Annotated in this window: 17 protein-coding genes; 2 read left to right on the top strand and 15 right to left on the bottom strand. The window is 71.6% G+C overall.

The window, feature by feature from the left end; translation table 11 throughout:
- Nucleotides 1–28: 28 nt before the first annotated feature.
- The 9 genes from BA175_RS00605 to BA175_RS00565 all read right to left on the bottom strand — a co-directional run bounded on the left by BA175_RS00605 (nt 29) and on the right by BA175_RS00565 (nt 10,416).
- Entirely contained in the window at nt 29–2,572 is a 2,544-nt protein-coding gene (locus BA175_RS00605; protein ID WP_069169191.1) for a sensor histidine kinase, read from the bottom strand.
- 218 nt (nt 2,573–2,790) lie between these two features.
- A complete protein-coding gene (locus tag BA175_RS00600) occupies nt 2,791–3,525 on the bottom strand; it encodes an ABC transporter ATP-binding protein (protein WP_069169190.1) in 735 nt (244 codons plus the stop codon).
- 102 nt (nt 3,526–3,627) lie between these two features.
- Nucleotides 3,628–4,305, bottom strand: coding sequence for a potassium-transporting ATPase subunit C (locus BA175_RS00595; RefSeq protein WP_069169189.1), 678 nt, complete (start codon nt 4,303–4,305; stop codon nt 3,628–3,630).
- A gap of 21 nt (nt 4,306–4,326) precedes the next feature.
- Nucleotides 4,327–6,456 (bottom strand): potassium-transporting ATPase subunit KdpB, encoded by a 2,130-nt coding sequence (gene kdpB, locus BA175_RS00590; protein ID WP_069169188.1) that lies wholly within the window; start codon nt 6,454–6,456, stop codon nt 4,327–4,329.
- Nucleotides 6,453–8,114, bottom strand: coding sequence for a potassium-transporting ATPase subunit KdpA (gene kdpA, locus BA175_RS00585; protein WP_069169187.1), 1,662 nt, complete (start codon nt 8,112–8,114; stop codon nt 6,453–6,455). Before kdpA ends, kdpB begins: the two co-directional genes overlap by 4 nt.
- A 7-nt stretch (nt 8,115–8,121) precedes the next feature.
- The gene (gene kdpF, locus BA175_RS00580) at nt 8,122–8,211 is read right to left on the bottom strand and encodes a K(+)-transporting ATPase subunit F (RefSeq protein WP_037631509.1); all 90 of its coding nucleotides are present in this window, start codon (nt 8,209–8,211) and stop codon (nt 8,122–8,124) included.
- Between the two features lie 318 nt (nt 8,212–8,529).
- Nucleotides 8,530–9,303, bottom strand: coding sequence for a DUF3710 domain-containing protein (locus BA175_RS00575; RefSeq protein ID WP_069169186.1), 774 nt, complete (start codon nt 9,301–9,303; stop codon nt 8,530–8,532).
- 1 nt (nt 9,304) lies between these two features.
- A complete protein-coding gene (gene dut, locus BA175_RS00570) occupies nt 9,305–9,835 on the bottom strand; it encodes a dUTP diphosphatase (protein ID WP_069169185.1) in 531 nt (176 codons plus the stop codon).
- Nucleotides 9,832–10,416 carry a PaaI family thioesterase gene (locus BA175_RS00565; RefSeq protein WP_069169184.1) on the bottom strand — a complete coding sequence of 195 codons (585 nt, stop codon included), beginning with the start codon at nt 10,414–10,416 and terminating at the stop codon, nt 9,832–9,834. The genes dut and BA175_RS00565 overlap by 4 nt, the downstream gene beginning before the upstream one ends.
- Before the next feature lie 58 nt (nt 10,417–10,474).
- On the opposite strand from BA175_RS00565, the gene BA175_RS00560 reads away from it, so the two are divergent.
- A complete protein-coding gene (locus tag BA175_RS00560; protein ID WP_069169183.1) occupies nt 10,475–10,930 on the top strand; it encodes a DUF3093 domain-containing protein in 456 nt (151 codons plus the stop codon).
- Between the two features lie 4 nt (nt 10,931–10,934).
- Here BA175_RS00560 and BA175_RS00555 read toward each other — a convergent pair whose 3' ends face one another.
- The 4 genes from BA175_RS00555 to BA175_RS00540 form a co-directional block, all read right to left on the bottom strand.
- Nucleotides 10,935–11,888 carry a hypothetical protein gene (locus tag BA175_RS00555; protein ID WP_069169182.1) on the bottom strand — a complete coding sequence of 318 codons (954 nt, stop codon included), beginning with the start codon at nt 11,886–11,888 and terminating at the stop codon, nt 10,935–10,937.
- Between the two features lie 11 nt (nt 11,889–11,899).
- A complete protein-coding gene (locus BA175_RS00550) occupies nt 11,900–12,196 on the bottom strand; it encodes a DUF4193 domain-containing protein (protein WP_003965732.1) in 297 nt (98 codons plus the stop codon).
- A 403-nt stretch (nt 12,197–12,599) separates the two neighbouring features.
- A complete protein-coding gene (locus BA175_RS00545; protein WP_069169181.1) occupies nt 12,600–13,826 on the bottom strand; it encodes a sensor histidine kinase in 1,227 nt (408 codons plus the stop codon).
- 7 nt (nt 13,827–13,833) lie between these two features.
- Nucleotides 13,834–14,487, bottom strand: coding sequence for a response regulator transcription factor (locus tag BA175_RS00540; RefSeq protein ID WP_069169180.1), 654 nt, complete (start codon nt 14,485–14,487; stop codon nt 13,834–13,836).
- 369 nt (nt 14,488–14,856) lie between these two features.
- Between BA175_RS00540 and BA175_RS30965 the strand changes: the two genes are divergently transcribed.
- A complete protein-coding gene (locus tag BA175_RS30965; RefSeq protein ID WP_175420725.1) occupies nt 14,857–15,030 on the top strand; it encodes a hypothetical protein in 174 nt (57 codons plus the stop codon).
- Nucleotides 15,031–15,130: 100 nt separating this feature from the next.
- Here the strand turns inward: BA175_RS30965 and BA175_RS00535 are convergent, their stop codons facing one another.
- Together BA175_RS00535 and BA175_RS00530 are read right to left on the bottom strand one after the other, a co-directional pair.
- Nucleotides 15,131–15,931: an inositol monophosphatase family protein gene (locus BA175_RS00535; RefSeq protein WP_069169179.1), complete on the bottom strand. Its 801-nt coding sequence runs from the start codon at nt 15,929–15,931 to the stop codon at nt 15,131–15,133.
- Nucleotides 15,932–15,980: 49 nt separating this feature from the next.
- Nucleotides 15,981–17,105, bottom strand: coding sequence for a ferrochelatase (locus BA175_RS00530; RefSeq protein WP_069169178.1), 1,125 nt, complete (start codon nt 17,103–17,105; stop codon nt 15,981–15,983).
- Between the last annotated feature and the right edge of the window lie 41 nt (nt 17,106–17,146).

Genomic DNA, 17,146 nt, shown 5'->3' with positions numbered 1-17,146 from the left:
CGGGGGGCGGCGGTGTGCCCCGGGTGCCTCATGAGGCGGCGTGCACCGGATGCCCGGGGCCGTCCCGCACCTGCCCGCGTGCCGCCCTGAGCGTGAGGACCATCGTGAGTCCGCCGCCGGGGGTGTCCTCGGCGTCCAGCGTGCCGCCCATGGACTCCACGAAGCCGCGGGCGACGGCGAGGCCGAGGCCGACCCCCGCGCCGCGCGGGGCGTCGCCGTACCGCTGGAAGGCCTCGAAGATGCGTTCCTTGCCCTCGTCGGGGACGCCCCGGCCCCGGTCGGCCACCCTCAGCTCGACGCGTTCGCCCAGGGCGCTGGCGGCGACGGTGACGCGCTCCCGGTCCGGGCTGTACTTGACCGCGTTCTCGACGATGTTGGCGACGGCCCGCTCCAGGAGCCCCGGGTCGACGGCGACCATCGGGAGCGTCTCGGGGATGTCGAGGTCGACGCTGCCCTCGGGCACGCCGCCCAGGGCCATGGGGACGACCTCGTCGAGATCGATCTCGCGGATCAGGGGGGTGACGGTCCCGGTCTGCAGGCGTGACATGTCGAGCAGGTTTCCGACCAGGTGGTCGAGGCGGTCGGCGCCGTCCTCGATGCCCGCGAGGAGCTCGGCCTCGTCCTCGTCGGACCAGGACACGTCGTCGGAGCGCAGGGAGCTGACGGCGGCCTTGATGGCGGCCAGGGGGGTGCGCAGGTCGTGGCTGACGGCGGCGAGCAGGGCCGTCCTGATCCGGTTGCCCTCGGCGAGGCGACGGGCGGCCTCCGCCTGGTCCACCAGCCGCTGGCGGTCCAGTACGACGGCGGCCTGCGCGGCGAACGCCCCGAGCACCCGGCGGTCCTCGGCGGGCAGTACGCGGCCGGAGAGGGCGAGGGCCATGTGGTCGCCGACGGGCATGTCCACGTCCGCGTCGTCGGGCCGGGCCACCGGGGCGGGCCCGACGGAGCCGGCACACGTCCACGGCTCCACGTCGCTCTGCCGCTCCAGCAGCGCGACGGACTCCATGGCGAAGGTCTCCCGGACGCGGTCCAGGAGGGCGTCCAGGGCCGTCTCGCCGCGCAGGACGCTCCCGGCCAGGGCGGACAGGATCTCCGACTCGGCCCGCAGCCGTGCGGCCTGGTGGGTACGGCGGGCCGCCAGGTCCACGACCGAGGCCACCGCCACGGCCACCGCGAAGAAGATCACGATGGCGACGAAGTTCTCCGGGTCCTGCACCGTCAGGGTGTGGGTGGGGGGTGTGAACCAGTAGTTGAGGAGCAGCGAGCCGACCGCGGCCGAGGCGAGCGCGGGGGCCAGCCCACCGAGCAGGGCCGCGCCGACGGTCATGAAGAGGAAGAGCAGGACGTCGTTGGCGAGCCCGGGCCCGTTCTCCAGTCCCCGCAGGAGCAGGGTCAGGGCCGCCGGACCGCCGACGCCGACCGCCCAGCCCCACAGGATGCGGGTGCGGCTGAGCCGGGCGCCGCGGGCGATGGGCAGACCGCGCCCCTTGGCCACTTCCTCGTGCGTGACGATGTGGACGTCCAGGTCGGGGCCGGACTCACGGGCGACGGTGGCGCCGACGCCCGGCCCGTAGACGTACTGCCAGGCCTTGCGGCGGCTGGAGCCGAGAACGATCTGGGTGGCGTTGACACCCCGGGCGAAAGCCAGCAGGGCGGAGGGGATGTCATCGCCGATGACGTGGTGGAAGGTGCCGCCGAGGTCCTCGACGAGCGTGCGCTGGACGGCGAGTTCCTTGGGCGAGGCGGAGGTCAGTCCGTCGCTGCGGGCGATGTAGACGGCGAGGATCTCGCTCCCGGACCCCTTGGCCGCCATCCGGGAGGCGCGGCGGATGAGCGTACGGCCCTCGGGGCCGCCGGTCAGTCCGACGACGATGCGCTCGCGGGCCTGCCAGGGGGTGCTGATGTCGTGCTCGCCCCGGTACTGCTGGAGGTACTCGTCGACCCGGTCGGCGACCCAGAGGAGCGCGAGCTCGCGCAGGGCGGTGAGGTTGCCGGGGCGGAAGTAGTTGGAGAGGGCGGCGTCGACCTTGTCGGACCGGTAGATGTTGCCGTGGGCCATGCGCCGGCGCAGCGCCTGGGGCGACATGTCGACGAGCTCGACCTGGTCGGCCCTGCGGGCCACCTCGTCCGGGACGGTCTCCTGCTGACGTACGCCCGTTATGGCCTCGACGACGTCGCCGAGGGACTCCAGGTGCTGGATGTTGACGGTGGAGATGACGTCGATGCCGGCCTGCAGGAGCTCCTCGACGTCCTGCCAGCGCTTGGCGTTGCGGGATCCCGGCACGTTGGTGTGGGCGAGCTCGTCCACCAGCGCCACGGCCGGTGCGCGCTCCAGGACGGCGTCGACGTCCATCTCGGAGAACACGGCGGAGCGGTACTCGATGTCGCGGCGGCGTACCTGCTCCAGGCCGTGCAGCAGGACCTCGGTACGGGGCCGCTCGTGGTGCTCCACGAAACCGACGACGCAGTCCGTGCCGCGCTCCACCCGGCGATGGGCCTCGGACAGCATCGCGTACGTCTTGCCGACCCCGGGTGCCGAGCCCAGGTAGATCCGTAGCGTGCCGCGTGCCATGGCCCCATCGTCTTCTCTGCAGTAGCTGCCGCCGACGCGGGAGCCACTGCCGAAGTTACCCCGAGCATGTCCGGTATGCGGCTCCCGGGGGCGGTGACCGGGTCCGTATTGACAGGATTCTGACGCGGGCCGGGGCCGCCCCCGCGCCCGCTCGCGCCGTGGCACACGGGCCCCCGGGCCCTCCGCTCCGGCCTCGGTCCTGCTCCCCCGCCGCCCCGCTACCCGTGCTCGACGATGTGCCCGTCGCCCAGTTCCAGGACCCGGTCGGCGAAGCCGAGCAGCTGGGGGTCGTGGGTGGCGACGAGCACGGTGACGCCCTCGCCCCGCACGACGGCCCGCAGCAGTTCCATGACGGCGAGGCCCGTCTCCGCGTCGAGCTGCCCGGTCGGCTCGTCGGCGATCAGCAGCGCGGGCCGGTTGGCGAGCGCGCGGGCGATGGCGACGCGCTGCTGCTGGCCGCCGGAGAGCTCGCCGGGGCGCTGCCGCGCGTGGTCGCCGAGGCCCACCAGGGAGAGCAGCAGGGCCACCCGTTCCTCCCGCTCGCGCGGGTCGGCCTTGCGCAGCCGCAGGGGAACGCCGACGTTCTCCGCCGCGCTGAGGATCGGGATCAGGCCGAACGACTGGAAGATGAACCCGATCCGCTCCCGGCGCAACTCCAGCAGTCCGTCCTCACCCAGCTCGGACAGGACGGTGTCGTCGACGGTGATCCGGCCCTCGTCCGGGCTGTCGAGGCCGCCGACCAGGTTGAGCAGGGTCGTCTTGCCGGATCCGGAGCGGCCCTTGAGCGCGACGAGCTCCCCGCGCGGGATCTCGAAGGAGACCCCGCGCAGGGCGTGTACGGCGGTGGCGCCGGTCCCGAACGAGCGGTGCAGGTTCTCCACCCGCACCATGGGCCCGCCGGCCGGGCTCCCCGCCAGTGCCGTGCCGCTCTGTCCGCCGGTGCTCCGTGTCATCGCTCTCCCCCGTGCGTACGCGCCGTACGTACCGCTCCTTGGCCGCCGCCAGTATGTCCAGCGGGCGGCCGACCGGGCAATGCTTCCGGGGGCTGCGGGCTCTCAGCTGGTACGCGACCGGTGCACCAGCTCCTTCAGGGCGATGTTGAGTTCGAGGACGTTGACCCGCGGCTCACCCACGAATCCGAGGATCCGGCCCTCCGTGTGCTCCCTCACCAGCCGGGTGACCCGGTCGGCGGGCAGATGGTTCCGGGCCGCGACGCGGGGGGCCTGGAGCCCGGCGTAGGCAGGGGAGATGTGCGGGTCGAGGCCCGACCCGGAGGAGGTGACGGCGTCGGCGGGTACGTCGGCGGGATCGACCGGGTGGCCGGGGAGGGAGTTGTCCGCGACGACGGCGGCCTCGGCCGCGGTGATCTGGTCGATCAGCTCCTCGTTGTCGGCCGCGAGGTTGGTGGCACCGGAGAGGAGCAGCCGGTAGCGCGTGTTGACGCTGTTGGTGCCGAGGCCCCCGGACGGGCGGGGCTGGAACCAGGTGAGGTCCGGTTCCGCCGTCTCCCGCCCGTCCGCGGGCGGCAGGTCGTAACGCTGGCCTATGAGGCTCGAACCGACGGTCCTGCCGTCCACGGAGAGTTCCGAGCCGTTGGCCTTGTCCGGGAAGAGGGCCTGGGCGAGGCCGGTGACGGCGAGCGGGTAGACGACCCCGCAGAGGACGGTCAGGACGAGCAGGGCGCGCAGCCCCGCTCCGAGGAGGCGGGCGGTGGTTCCCACGGGAGTGTTCATGACGGTCGGCAGGCTCCGGTTTCAGCGCAGTCCGGGGACGAGGGAGAGGAGAAGGTCGATGATCTTGATGCCGGCGAAGGGGACGATCAGCCCGCCGAGGCCGTAGACGCCGAGGTTGCGGCGGAGCATCCGGTCGGCTCCGGCCGGCCGGTAGCGAACGCCCTTCAACGCGAGCGGCACCAGCGCGACGATGATCAGCGCGTTGAAGATCACGGCCGAGAGAATCGCGGTCCGGGGCGAGGACAGGTCCATGATGTCGAGCCGCTCCAGGCCCGGGTACACGGCGGCGAACATCGCCGGGATGATCGCGAAGTACTTCGCGACGTCGTTGGCGATCGAGAACGTGGTCAGGGCGCCCCTGGTGATCAGCAGTTGCTTGCCGATGGCGACGATCTCGATCAGTTTGGTCGGATCGGAGTCCAGGTCCACCATGTTCCCGGCCTCCTTGGCGGCCGACGTACCGGTGTTCATGGCGACACCGACGTCCGCCCGGGCCAGCGCGGGGGCGTCGTTGGTTCCGTCCCCGGTCATCGCGACGAGTCTGCCGCCGGCCTGCTCCCGTTCGATGAGGGCCATCTTGTCCTCGGGCGTGGCCTCGGCGAGGAAGTCGTCGACCCCCGCCTCCTCGGCGATCGCCTTCGCGGTCAGCGGGTTGTCGCCGGTGATCATGACGGTGCGGATGCCCATGCGACGCAGTTCGGCGAACCGTTCCGGCATCCCGGGCTTGACGACGTCCTTGAGGTGGATCGCGCCCAGCACCCGGGCGCCGCGGTGGTCGTCCACGGCCACCAGCAGCGGGGTGCCGCCGGCCTCCGCGATGCGCGTGGTGAGGGGTCCGGCATCCGGCGGCACGCTCCCGCCGCGCCCGGTGACCCAGGCGATCACGGAGCCGGCGGCGCCCTTGCGTACCCGGCGGTCCGCGAGGTCCACGCCGGACATCCGGGTCTGCGCGGTGAAGGCCACCCACTCGGCACCCTCAGGCTTCCCCCGGCGGGACTCCCCGGGTTCGCGGCCCTCCTCGGCGAGCGCCACGACCGAGCGACCCTCGGGCGTCCCGTCCGCCAGCGACGACAGCCGGGCGGCCTCCGCGAGTTCGGCCTCCGTGACCCCCGCGAGGGGCAGGAACCCGGCGGCCTGCCTGTTGCCCAGCGTGATGGTGCCCGTCTTGTCGAGCAGCAGGGTGGACACGTCTCCCGCGGCCTCGACGGCACGCCCGGACATGGCGAGGACGTTGCGCTGGACGAGGCGGTCCATGCCGGCGATCCCGATCGCGGAGAGCAGCGCCCCGATGGTCGTCGGGATGAGGCACACCAGCAGGGCCGCCAGCACGGTGACCGACTGCTCCTGGCCCGCGTACACGGCGAACGGCTGCAGGGTCACGACCGCGAGCAGGAAGACGACCGTGAGCGAGGCCAGGAGGATGTTGAGCGCGATCTCGTTGGGTGTCTTCCGGCGGGTGGCGCCCTCCACCAAGGAGATCATCCGGTCGATGAAGGTCTCGCCCGGCTTGGTGGTGATCCTGACGACGATCCGGTCCGAGAGGACTTTCGTCCCGCCGGTGACGGCGCTGCGGTCACCGCCCGACTCCCGGATCACGGGGGCGGATTCCCCCGTGATCGCCGATTCGTCGACGCTCGCCACGCCCTCGACGACGTCACCGTCGCCGGGCACCAGGTCGCCGGCCTCGCAGACCACCAGGTCGCCGACGCGCAGGTCGGTGCCGGGTACGCGCTCCTCGCACCCGCCGGTGACGCGGCGTGCGACGGTTCCGGTCCTCGCCCTGCGCAGGGTGTCCGCCTGCGCCTTGCCGCGGCCCTCCGCCACCGCCTCGGCGAGGTTCGCGAAGATCGTGGTCAGCCACAGCCAGGCGGTGACGGCCCAGCCGAACCAGTCGGTGGGGTCGAGCGCCGCGAGGACCGTGGTGAGCACGGATCCGATCAGCACCACGAACATCACCGGGGACGAGACCATCACCCGGGGATCGAGTTTGCGCACCGCTTCGGGGAGCGACCGCACCAGTTGCCGGACGTCGAAGAGCCCGGCGGCGGCCCGCCCGCTGCCCGGGCCCCCTCCGGTGGCCGCGTCCTGCGGCGGCTTTCGGGCCGGGGTGATGAGGGACATCGGGTCCTCCCGCTCGGAGAAGTCGGTCATGACGCCAGCCCTTCGGCCAGCGGTCCCAGCGCGAGGGCCGGGAAGTAGGTCAGACCGGTGACGATCATGAGGGTGCAGACGAGCAGCACGCTGAAGAGGGGCCGGTGCGTCCCGAGGGTCCCGGCGGTCGGGGGCAGGGGGCGCTGCCGGGCCAGTGAGCCGGCCAGCGCCAGGACGAAGACCATCGGCAGGAAGCGGCCGAGCAGCATGACGATGCCGAGGGTGGTGTTGAACCACTGGGTGTCCGCGTCGAGGCCCGCGAACGCGGAGCCGTTGTTGTTGGCGCCCGAGGTATAGGCGTAGAGGATCTCGGAGAAGCCGTGCGCCCCCGGGTTCTTCATGGAGGTGGCCGGTGTCGGCAGGGCCATCGCGACGGCGGTGAAGCCGAGGACCAGGGCGGGGGTGATCAGGATGTAGCACGCCGCGAACTTGATCTCGCGGATCCCGATCTTCTTGCCGAGGTACTCGGGCGTCCGGCCCACCATCAGCCCCGCGAGGAACACCGTGACCACGGCCATGACCAGCATTCCGTAGAGCCCCGAACCGACGCCCCCGGGCGCGATCTCTCCGAGCTGCATGCCCAGCATGGTGATCCCGCCGCCCAGGCCGGTGTACGAGGAGTGGAAGGAGTTGACCGCTCCGGTGGAGGTCAGGGTGGTGGCCACGGCGAAGAGCGACGACCCGGCGATGCCGAACCGTGTCTCCTTGCCCTCCATCGCCCCGCCCGCGATGTCGGGCGCGGGCCCGTGGTGGGCGAATTCGGTCCACATCATCAGGGCCGTGAAGCCCAGCCAGATGGCGGCCATGGCCGCCAGGATCGCGTACCCCTGTTTCGGTGTGCCGATCATCCGGCCGAAGGTCCTGGTCAGCGCGGTCGGGATGACCAGGATGAGGAAGATCTGGAACAGGTTGGACAGTCCGCCGGGGTTCTCGTACGGGTGGGCGGAGTTGGCGTTGAAGTAGCCGCCGCCGTTCGTCCCGAGTTCCTTGATGACCTCCTGCGAGGCGACGGCGCCGCCGTTCCACTGCTGGGTGCCGCCGGTGAACTGTCCGACCTCGTGGATGCCGGAGAAGTTCTGGATGACTCCGGTGGCGACCAGGACGACCGCCCCCGCCACGGAAAGGGGCAGGAGGATCCGCACGACGCCGCGCACGAGGTCGGCCCAGAAGTTGCCGAGGGCCGCCGTACGGGCGGCGAAGCCCCGCACCAGGGCCACCGCCACGGCCATGCCGACCGCCGCGGAGACGAAGTTCTGCACCGCCAGGCCGCCGGTCTGGACGACGTGGCCCATGGCCTGTTCGCCGGAGTACGACTGCCAGTTGGTGTTGGTGACGAAGGACGCCGCCGTGTTGAACGCCTGGTCGGGACCGATCGAGGCGAAGCCGAGCGACCCGGGCAGCAGGCCCTGGAGCCGCTGCAGCAGGTACAGGAAGAGGACGCTGACGGCCGAGAACGCGAGGACACCGCGCAGATAGGCGGGCCAGCGCATCTCGGTGCCGGGGTCGACGCCCACGGCCCGGTAGAGCCACTTCTCGGCCCGCAGGTGCTTCGCCGAGGAGTAGACCCGGGCCATGTGGTCGCCGAGCGGACGGTGGGCCAGTGCCAGAGCCGCGACGAGCGCGAGCCACTGGAGCGAACCGGCGAGGACGGGGCTCATGTCGCGCTCAGAACCTCTCCGGGTGAAGGAGGGCGAGTACGAGATAGCCCAGCAGGGCCACGGCCACGACGAGGCCGGTGATGTTCTCTGCGGTCACAGCCGGGCCGCCCCTCGGGCGACGAGAGCCACCAGCGCGAATACCGCGACGGTGGTGACGACGAAGGCCACGTCGGCCATCGTGTGCTCCTGGATGAGGTCGGGGTCGGGACCCCCGTAGCAAACGCCCGTCCGCGGCCTCCGCGACCTGCGTTGATGTCTTCCTTACGGCACCCGTCCCACTCTTGACGCCGCCCGTACGCCCCCCTTACGCGCCCTGTACGGGCACGCGCGCCCCGCACCGTGCGCTTCAGCACGAAGGCCGGTGGGCCGCGCCCCGGAAGGGCGCGGCCCACCGGCCGACGGTGGGTGCGAACGGTCAGCGGACCTCGGTGATCTCGGGTCCGCGCTGGAGCTGACCCATGCCACCGGAGAACTTCGAGCTCTCCTGGTCCTCCTGCTGCACACCCTCCGGCACCATCTGCGCGTCGTTGGGGAGCTTGAGGACGATCGGGTCACGCGGGGCCATCGGACCGTCACCGCGGACCACCACGGTGTCACGGAAGATGGTCTCCAGCAGACCGGCGGCCTCCGGCTGCACGGCGCCCTGACCGGAGATCACACCGCGCAGGAACCAGCGCGGCCCGTCGACACCGATGAAGCGCACGAGCTGCACGCCGTTCGTGCCGTCGGGGAGCTGTACGGGGACCTGGGCACGCAGCTCCCAGCCCAGCGGGCCCTCGACCTCGTCGATGATCCCGCCCTGCTGGGTGATGCCCGAGGCGATCTCCTCGCGCACCTCGCCCCAGATGCCCTCCTTCTTGGGCGCCGCGAAGGCCTGCAGCTGCACCGCGCTGTCGCGCAGCACGACCGTGGCCGCGACGATCGCGTCACCGGCGACCTCGACCCTCAGCTCCATGCCCTCGACACCGGGCACGAAGATGCCGCCGAGGTCCACCCGGCCCTCGCCGGGCTGGGACACCTCTGAGACGTCCCACGGCCCGTCCGGCCGGGGGGCCGGCGGAAGGCTGGTGCGGCGCGGGCTCCCCGAGGCACCGCCCGCGTCATCGAGCTCGTCGGCGACCTGCTCGGTCTCGCGCGCCTCGTCCGCCGCGTCCTCGGCGGAACCACTGTTCTTGCGACGTCCGAACACGTCACTGTCCTTCCCGGTCGGATACGACCGAAGCGTAGCTGTTCCCACCCTGGGTGTTACCGCCCCTGACGCCGTCCACGGCGGCATGACCGCCGGTGGACCCGAAGCCCCCTTCGGCCCGCGCCGAGCCGGGGAGTTCCGCCACCTCGTGGAAGCGCACCTTCTCGACCTGCTGGACGACCAGTTGGGCAATCCGATCGAACCGCTCGAACCGCACGGTCTCGCGCGGATCGAGATTGACCACGATCACCTTGATCTCTCCACGGTACCCGGCGTCGACCGTCCCCGGGGCATTCACGAGAGCGACTCCGCAGCGGGCCGCGAGACCGGAGCGGGGGTGCACGAAGGCCGCGTACCCGTCGGGCAGCGCGATCGAGACACCGGTGGGCAGCACCGCGCGTTCGCCCGGGGCCAGCTCGGCGCCCTCGGTGGTGACCAGGTCGGCACCGGCGTCCCCCGGGTGTCCGTACGCGGGAATCGGGACGTCCGGGTCGATCCGGCGGATCAGCACGTCGACGGGGTGGCGCGTCACGGGTTCACCTCGAAGGCCCGGGCCCGCCGCACCTGGTCCGGGTCGGACATCGCCGCCCGGATCTCCTCGGGACGGCCGTTGTCGATGAAGTGGTCCACCTCGACCTTGATGAACAGAGCCTCGGCGCGTACCGCGACGGGACCCTCGGAGCCGCCGATCCGGCCCGTCGCCCGGCAGTAGATCTTCCGGTCGTGCACGGCGGTGACCTCGGCGTCCAGGAAGAGGACCGTGCCGACCGGCACCGGCAGGACGTAGTCGGTCTCCAGCCGTCCGGTCACCGCGATGAGCCGCAGCAGCCAGCTGAGGGCGCCGAGCGTCTCGTCCATCGCCGTGGCCAGGACACCACCGTGGGCGAGCCCGGGAGCGCCCTGGTGGGCGGGCTTCACGGTGAACTCGGCGGTGACGCTCACGCCCTCGCCGGCCCGCGCCCGGAGGTGCAGTCCGTGCGGCTGCTCACTGCCACACCCGAAACACTGTTCGTAGTGCGAGCCGAGGAGCTCTCCGGGCGCCGGGGCGTCGGGATGCCGCACCGGCCGCACGGCGCCGGCCGGGGGTGTCAGGCGTGTAGATGTTCCACTCACAGGCGCAGACCTTACCCGCGCCGCCGCGCCCGGGTCGCGCCGTGCCAAGCTTGGCTTCATGCAGCCTTCCGCACCGCCCTTCGACGAACGTCTCACCGCCCCCCGGTCGTGGTGGTTCATCGCCTTCGGGCTCGGTATCGCCTGTGCCCTGATGCTCCTGCCCCTCGGCGCCCTGCCCATGCTCGGCGGACTGGTGGCCGGGACGGCCGTGGCGTCCGTGGTCGTGAGCTCGTACGGATCGGCCCGCATCCGGGTCGTCGCGGGCGCCCTCGTCGCCGGGGACGCGCGCATCCCGCTGGCGGCCCTCGGCGACGCCGAGGTGCTCGACGCGGAGGAGGCGCGCGCCTGGCGCTCGTACAAGGCGGATCCGCGCGCCTTCATGCTGCTGCGCAGCTACGTGCCCACGGCGGTGCGGGTGCGGATCACGGACCCGGCCGACCCGACGCCGTACGTCTACCTGTCGACGAGGGAGCCGGAGGCCCTGGTGGCCGCCCTGTCGGGCGTTCCCGCCTGAGCGGTCAGATCCCGGGGCGGCCGGGGCCGTCGGGGAGCTCCTCGACGGGGTCCGGGGGCTGCTCCAGCGGCGGAAGGGCGGGGAGCCGGTCCCAGGGGACCTGCCGGCAGCGGAGGTCGTTCCTGACCCGCTCGGCGAGCTTTCCGGTGTCCCGGCTGTTCATCATCGCGCCGACCGCGGCGCCGACCATGAACGGGATGAGGTTGGGCAGGTTGCGTACCATGCGCTTCATGATCTGCTGGCGCAGTTCGCGTTTCATCTGGCCGCCCAGCGCCGCGTTGAGCGTGGCGGGGCGTGCGACGTCGATCCCGCGCTCCTCCGTCCAGGAGGTCAGGTAGGCGGTGCTGCGCTGCCCGAGGTTGCCGGGCGGACGCAGGCCGTAGACCTCGTGGAGCTCGGCGACCAGCTTCATCTCGATCACGGCCACGCCCGTGACCTCGGCCGCCAGCTCCGCCGTCATGGCGGGTGGTACGGGCAGCATGGCCGCCGCCCCGATGCCCGCCCCCACGGTCGCGGTGGCCTTGCGGGCGCCCGCGACGAGCTTGTCGGCGAGCTCTTCGGGACCGAGCCCCGGGAAGTGCCTGCGCAGGGTGGGAAGGTCGCGCACGGGGACGCGCGGAGCCGTGTCGATGATCCGGTCGGCCAGGTGGGCGACCACCGCTCTGGCGCTCTCCCCGCTCCTGCGCACACCTCGTTTCAGTACGTGCAGACGGCCGGTTCCCGTGGGATCCTCCGGGTGGTCCCTTTCGGGTCCCCGAGGCGAGTCCGCGGTCCGGACCGCTTCGAGCGAGGCCGGAAGGCCCCGCTCGTCGTCCGATGCGCCGGGAGAGGCCTGCAGGGCGGCCTGATGCTCGGCAGCGGGAGGTTCTCCCCCTGCCGGGCCGGTGCCGCCCTGATACGCCTCCGACGGCTTCGTGCGCCGCAGGCGCCGCTTCCCGAACGGTGTGTCGCCTGCCACGGCCGACGGCCTCAGTCGCAGTCGCGGCAGATCGGCTGGCCGTTCTTCTCGCGCGCCAGCTGGCTGCGGTGGTGCACCAGGAAGCAGCTCATGCAGGTGAACTCATCGGCCTGCTTCGGCAGAACCCGCACCGCGAGCTCCTCGTTGGACAGGTCCGCGCCGGGCAGCTCCAGTCCTTCTGCCGCGTCGAACTCGTCCACGTCGACGGCGGATGCCGTCTTGTCGCTCCGACGAGCCTTGAGCTCCTCGAGGCTGTCCTGATCGACGTCGTCGTCGGTCTTGCGTGGGGTGTCGTAATCCGTTGCCATGTCGCTCTCCCCCTCATGGGTGTCTGCGGTGTCTCAGCGCACGTAACGCGTGAGAGGCCGGACTTGTGCCCGACCTGAGGCGGAGATTTTGCCTCACATCAAGGTCTGTTACTCAATCGACACCCAACCCGACCTCTCGGTAGCGATCAGCTTGGGTGGCGAAGGGGACCGTACACGGTCCGATTGCTGCAGTTCACGGGCGCCACCCCGTGTACTTCCCGTGATACCGCCCCCTGAAAACCCGGACGTTTCCAGGCTTTCAGGGAGAGTTGCGATCACGGAGAGTAGAAGGACCGTCATCGGGTCCTGTGATCGATCACACAGGGCGGATCCTGAGGTGCCCCCCAAGAATTCCGCCCAAAGCGAACAGAGCGATCCAATGCGGCTTCACACGCGAAGCCTCTCAGACCGGGAGGGTGACGCGCATCACGAGGCCACCGCCCTCACGAGGCTCCGCGATGATACGGCCACCGTGGGCCCGCGCGACCGATCGCGCGATCGACAGGCCGAGCCCCACACCCTTGTCGCTGCCCGTACGTTCCGTACGCAGCCGTCTGAAGGGCTCGAAGAGGTTGTCGATCTCGTAGGCCGGCACCACAGGACCTGTGTTCGAGACCATCAGGAGGGCCTGTCCGGGCTGGAGCTCCGTGGTGACCTCCACCCAGCCCCCCTCCGCCACGTTGTAGCGGACCGCGTTCTGTACGAGGTTCAGCGCGATCCGCTCCAGGAGGACGCCGTTCCCCTGCACCACGGCGGGAGCGCGCTCGCCGCGGATCTCCACGTGGTTCGCCGCCGCCTCCCCCCGCGCCTGGTCGATGGCCCGCTCGGCCACCTCGGCCAGGTCGACCGGTTTTCGTTCGACGATCTGGTTGTCGCTCCGGGCCAGCAGGAGCAGTCCCTCGACGAGCTGCTCGCTGCGCTCGTTGGTGGCCAGGAGCGTCTTCCCGAGCTGCTGCAACTCCGTGGGGGCCTGCGGGTCGGAGAGGTGCACCTCGAGCAGTGTGCGGTTGATGGCGAGCGGCGTACGCAGTTCGTGCGAGGCGTTCCCCACGAACCGCTGCTGCGCCGTGAAGGCCCGCTCCAGGCGGTCCAGCATCTCGTCGAACGTGTCCGCGAGCTCCTTCAGCTCGTCGTCCGGACCGTCCAGCTCGATCCGGCGGGAGAGGTCGGTCCCGGCCACCCGGCGGGCGGTACGGGTGATCCGTCCCAGCGGGGACAGGACACGGCCCGCCATGGCGTAACCGAAGGCGAAGGCGATGATGCTGAGGCCCACGAGGGCGAGCAGCGACCGGTTCAGCAGGGAGTCGAGCGCCTGCTGGCGCTGGTGGTTGACACAGCGGTTCATCGCCGCGTTGAACGCCTCGGGGGTCGCGTTCTTCGGCAGATCGCACACCTCACTGGTGACCTGGCCGTTCACGATCTGGAACGGCAGGTCACTGCCCACGTTCAGGGCCTGCGCGGCGAGCATGTAGATGATCGAGAGCAGCAGGATGCCCGCGATCAGGAACATGCCGCCGTACAGCAGTGTCAGCCGTATCCGGATGGTCGGTCGCAGCCACGGGTAGGCGGCCTCCTGCTGCTTGGGCTCCCACGTGGGTTTGGGAGGAACGGGCCTGGGAGAAGCTGCCATCACGTCCTCAGATCCGGTATCCGGAACCGGGCACGGTGACGATGACGGGCGGCTCTCCGAGCTTGCGGCGCAGCGTCATGACCGTCACCCGCACGACGTTGGTGAAGGGGTCGGTGTTCTCGTCCCAGGCCTTCTCCAACAGCTGCTCGGCGGAGACGACCGCGCCCTCGCTGCGCATCAGGACCTCCAGGACGGCGAACTCCTTGGGGGCGAGCTGGATCTCCTGCTCGTTCCTGAAGACCTCGCGGCGGTTGGGGTCCAGTTTGATGCCGGCGCGCTCCAGCACGGGCGGCAGTGCGACCGTCGTGCGGCGGCCCAGGGCCCGCACCCGCGCGGTCAGCTCGCTGAAGGCGAAGGGCTTGGGCAGATAGTCGTCCGCACCCAGCTCGAGGCCTTCCACGCGGTCGCTGACGTCCCCGGAAGCCGTGAGCATGAGCACCCGGGTGGGCATGCCGAGCTCGACGATCCGGCGGCAGACGTCGTCGCCGTGCACCACGGGCAGGTCCCGGTCCAGCACGACGACGTCGTAGTCGTTGACCCCGACGCGCTCCAGAGCCGCGGCTCCGTCGTAGACGACGTCGACGGCCATGGCCTCCCGGCGCAGTCCGGTGGCCACCGCATCGGCGAGCAGTTGCTCGTCCTCGACGACGAGTACGCGCACGGCGCAGTCCTTCCCTAGTTCTGCGGAAAATACGGGGAGCGGCCGTCTTTCGCGGCTGCTCGCTGCACGTCAGCGGCACCGACTGTGCGCGTCCATCCTGCCTGTTACGCGCATAAACCGGCGGTAAGACGGCGCGGCAGCGTCCCCGGCCGCGGGGAATCCGTCGGATTTCCGGGCCAGTTGAGGTTTCTCGCGGAGCCGGCCCGGGGAAGACGCATGCACACCCGCGATCACGCCATGCATGTGGCGTACCACAGCCCGCTCTGTTTCCAGGTTTCCAGAGGGACTGCGTGATCACCCGCCCTCCGGCTCCGGCCGGGGAACCACGGGCACACCCCCGTGCCACCGACCCACGATGAGGGGCGCTTCATGGACGCTTTCACCGCAGGTCTGCTGCAACGCATCAGGACGACCGAATCCGACCTCACCAAGGCTCGCGAGACGGGCGACGACTTCCTCGCGGACGTCGAGCAGGGAGAGCTGGACGACCTGCACCGCCTCGCCGCCGAGCACGGCGTCGAGATCGGCGCCTCGCACGTCTGAGCCGCGACCGGAGGGCCCCGGAAGCCGTAGTCGGCTCCCGGGGCCCTCTCCTTGCGTCGCCCCAGCGGGTGGCCCTGCAGGGGCCCGCCTGCCGTACGGGTCAGTCGTGCCAGGCACCGAGGTCGTCGAGGATCGCCTGGAGCGGCTCGAAGACACCCGGAGTCGCGGCGACCGTGAGGTCCCCGTCCGCGGGCAGGCCGGGCCGTCCCCCGGTGAGGGCGCCGGCCTCCCGGGCGATGAGGTCTCCGGCGGCCAGGTCCCAGGGGTGGAGTCCCCGCTCGTAGTAGCCGTCGAGCCTGCCCGCGGCGACGTCGCAGAGATCGACGGCCGCCGATCCGCCGCGCCGGATGTCGCGCAGCCGGGGGATCAGCCGCTGGGCCACGGCCGCCTGGTGGGCGCGTACGTCGGTGACGTAGTTGAAGCCGGTCGACACCAGGGCCTGGTCGAGGGGGGGCGCGGGACGGCAGCGCAGCGTCTCGCCGTTCCCGTACGCGCCGCGGCCGAGCACCGCGTGGAACGTCTCGCGCCGCATCGGGGCCTCGACCACGCCCACGACCCGCTCACCGTCGCGCTCCGCGGCGATGGAGACGGCCCAGGTGGGGAGCCCGTAGAGGTAGTTCACGGTGCCGTCGAGCGGATCGATCACCCATCGGACGCCGCTGCTGCCCTCGGAGCCCGCCCCCTCCTCCCCGAGGAAGCCGTCGGTGGGCCGGCTCTCGGCGAGGAAGCCGGTGATCAGCTTCTCCGCCCGGATGTCCATCTCCGTGACGACGTCGATGGGACTCGACTTCGTCGCGGCCACCTGCAGGTCGGCGGGACGCCCGTCGCGCAGCAGGGCGCCGGCCCGGCGGGCCGCTTCCAGCGCGAGGTCGAGCAGTTCGGTCAGGAGGGGGTCGGTCACAGCGCTCCAGAGGTGGTGTCGCGGTACGGGCGGGATGCCGCGGGCCGGTTCAGAACGGGCTGTCGGCGCCCGCGGCCGCCGGCTTCGCCGCCCTGGCGGGGCAGCAGCCGGCCGGGCAGAGGTCGTGCGAGGGGCCGAGCGCGCCGAGGGCGCACCGCTGCACGGGGTGGCCCCGCTCGGCGGCGGCGCGTTCGACGAGGAGATCGCGCACGGCGGCGGCGAACCGGGGGTCCGCCCCGGCCGTCGCGGACCGGCGGACGGGCAGCCCCAGCTCCGCGGCCTTCGCGGTGGCCTCCGTGTCGAGGTCGTACAGGACCTCCATGTGGTCCGAGACGAAGCCGATGGGGGCCATGACGACCGCGGGGACGCCGTTCCCGTGGAGCGCCTCCAGGTGGTCACAGATGTCCGGCTCCAGCCACGGGATGTGCGGGGCGCCGCTGCGCGACTGGTAGACGAGCTGCCAGGGGTGGTCCACACCGGTCTCCTCACGCACCGCCTCGGCGATCACCCGGGCGACGTCGAGGTGCTCGGCGACGTAGGCGCCGCCGTCGCCGTGGGCCGGGACCGGACCCGAGGTGTCGGCCGCGGCGGTGGGGATGGAGTGCGTGGTGAAGGCGAGGTGCGCGCCGTCCCTGACCTCCTCGGGGAGGTCGGCCAGCGAGGCCAGCACGCCGTCCACCATGGGCCGCACGAAGCCGGGGTGGTTGAAGTAGTGCCGCAGCTTGTCCACCCGGGGCACGGGCAGCCCCTCGGCCTCCAGGGCGGCCAGCGACTCGGCGAGGTTCTCGCGGTACTGCCGGCAGCCGGAGTACGAGGCGTAGGCGCTGGTGACGAGCACGGCGATCCGACGGCGCCCGTCGGCGGCCATCGCGCGGAGGGTGTCGGTGAGGTACGGGGCCCAGTTGCGGTTGCCCCAGTAGACCGGGAGGTCCAGGCCGTGGGCCGCGAAGTCCTCGCGCAGGGCGTCGAGCAGGGCCCTGTTCTGCGCGTTGATCGGGCTGACTCCGCCGAAGAGGTAGTAGTGCTTGCCCACTTCCCGCAGCCGTTCCTCCGGGATGCCCCGGCCGCGTGTCACGTTCGCCAGGAAGGGGACCACGTCGTCCGGGCCTTCGGGGCCTCCGAAGGAGAGCAGGAGCAGGGCGTCGTAGGGAGCGGGATCGCGCAGATCGGACATGGACCCGATCCTGCCACCCGCATCGGCCGGCGCGACAGCCG

Source organism: Streptomyces griseus (assembly GCF_001715295.1).
GTDB lineage: Bacteria > Actinomycetota > Actinomycetes > Streptomycetales > Streptomycetaceae > Streptomyces > Streptomyces griseus_G.
This window is presented reverse-complemented; position numbering and strand designations above follow the sequence as displayed.

Bases quoted from the DNA above. Each gene is read 5' to 3' on its own strand.
- BA175_RS00605 (WP_069169191.1), bottom strand. From the start codon at position 2,572: ATGGCACGCGGCACGCTACGGATCTACCTGGGCTCGGCACCCGGGGTC.
- BA175_RS00530 (WP_069169178.1), bottom strand. From the start codon at position 17,105: ATGTCCGATCTGCGCGATCCCGCTCCCTACGACGCCCTGCTCCTGCTC.
- BA175_RS00595 (WP_069169189.1), bottom strand. From the start codon at position 4,305: ATGAACACTCCCGTGGGAACCACCGCCCGCCTCCTCGGAGCGGGGCTG.
- kdpB (WP_069169188.1), bottom strand. From the start codon at position 6,456: ATGACCGACTTCTCCGAGCGGGAGGACCCGATGTCCCTCATCACCCCG.
- BA175_RS00550 (WP_003965732.1), bottom strand. From the start codon at position 12,196: ATGGCAACGGATTACGACACCCCACGCAAGACCGACGACGACGTCGAT.
- kdpA (WP_069169187.1), bottom strand. From the start codon at position 8,114: ATGAGCCCCGTCCTCGCCGGTTCGCTCCAGTGGCTCGCGCTCGTCGCG.
- BA175_RS00600 (WP_069169190.1), bottom strand. From the start codon at position 3,525: ATGACACGGAGCACCGGCGGACAGAGCGGCACGGCACTGGCGGGGAGC.
- BA175_RS30965 (WP_175420725.1), top strand. From the start codon at position 14,857: ATGGACGCTTTCACCGCAGGTCTGCTGCAACGCATCAGGACGACCGAA.
- BA175_RS00545 (WP_069169181.1), bottom strand. From the start codon at position 13,826: ATGGCAGCTTCTCCCAGGCCCGTTCCTCCCAAACCCACGTGGGAGCCC.
- BA175_RS00560 (WP_069169183.1), top strand. From the start codon at position 10,475: ATGCAGCCTTCCGCACCGCCCTTCGACGAACGTCTCACCGCCCCCCGG.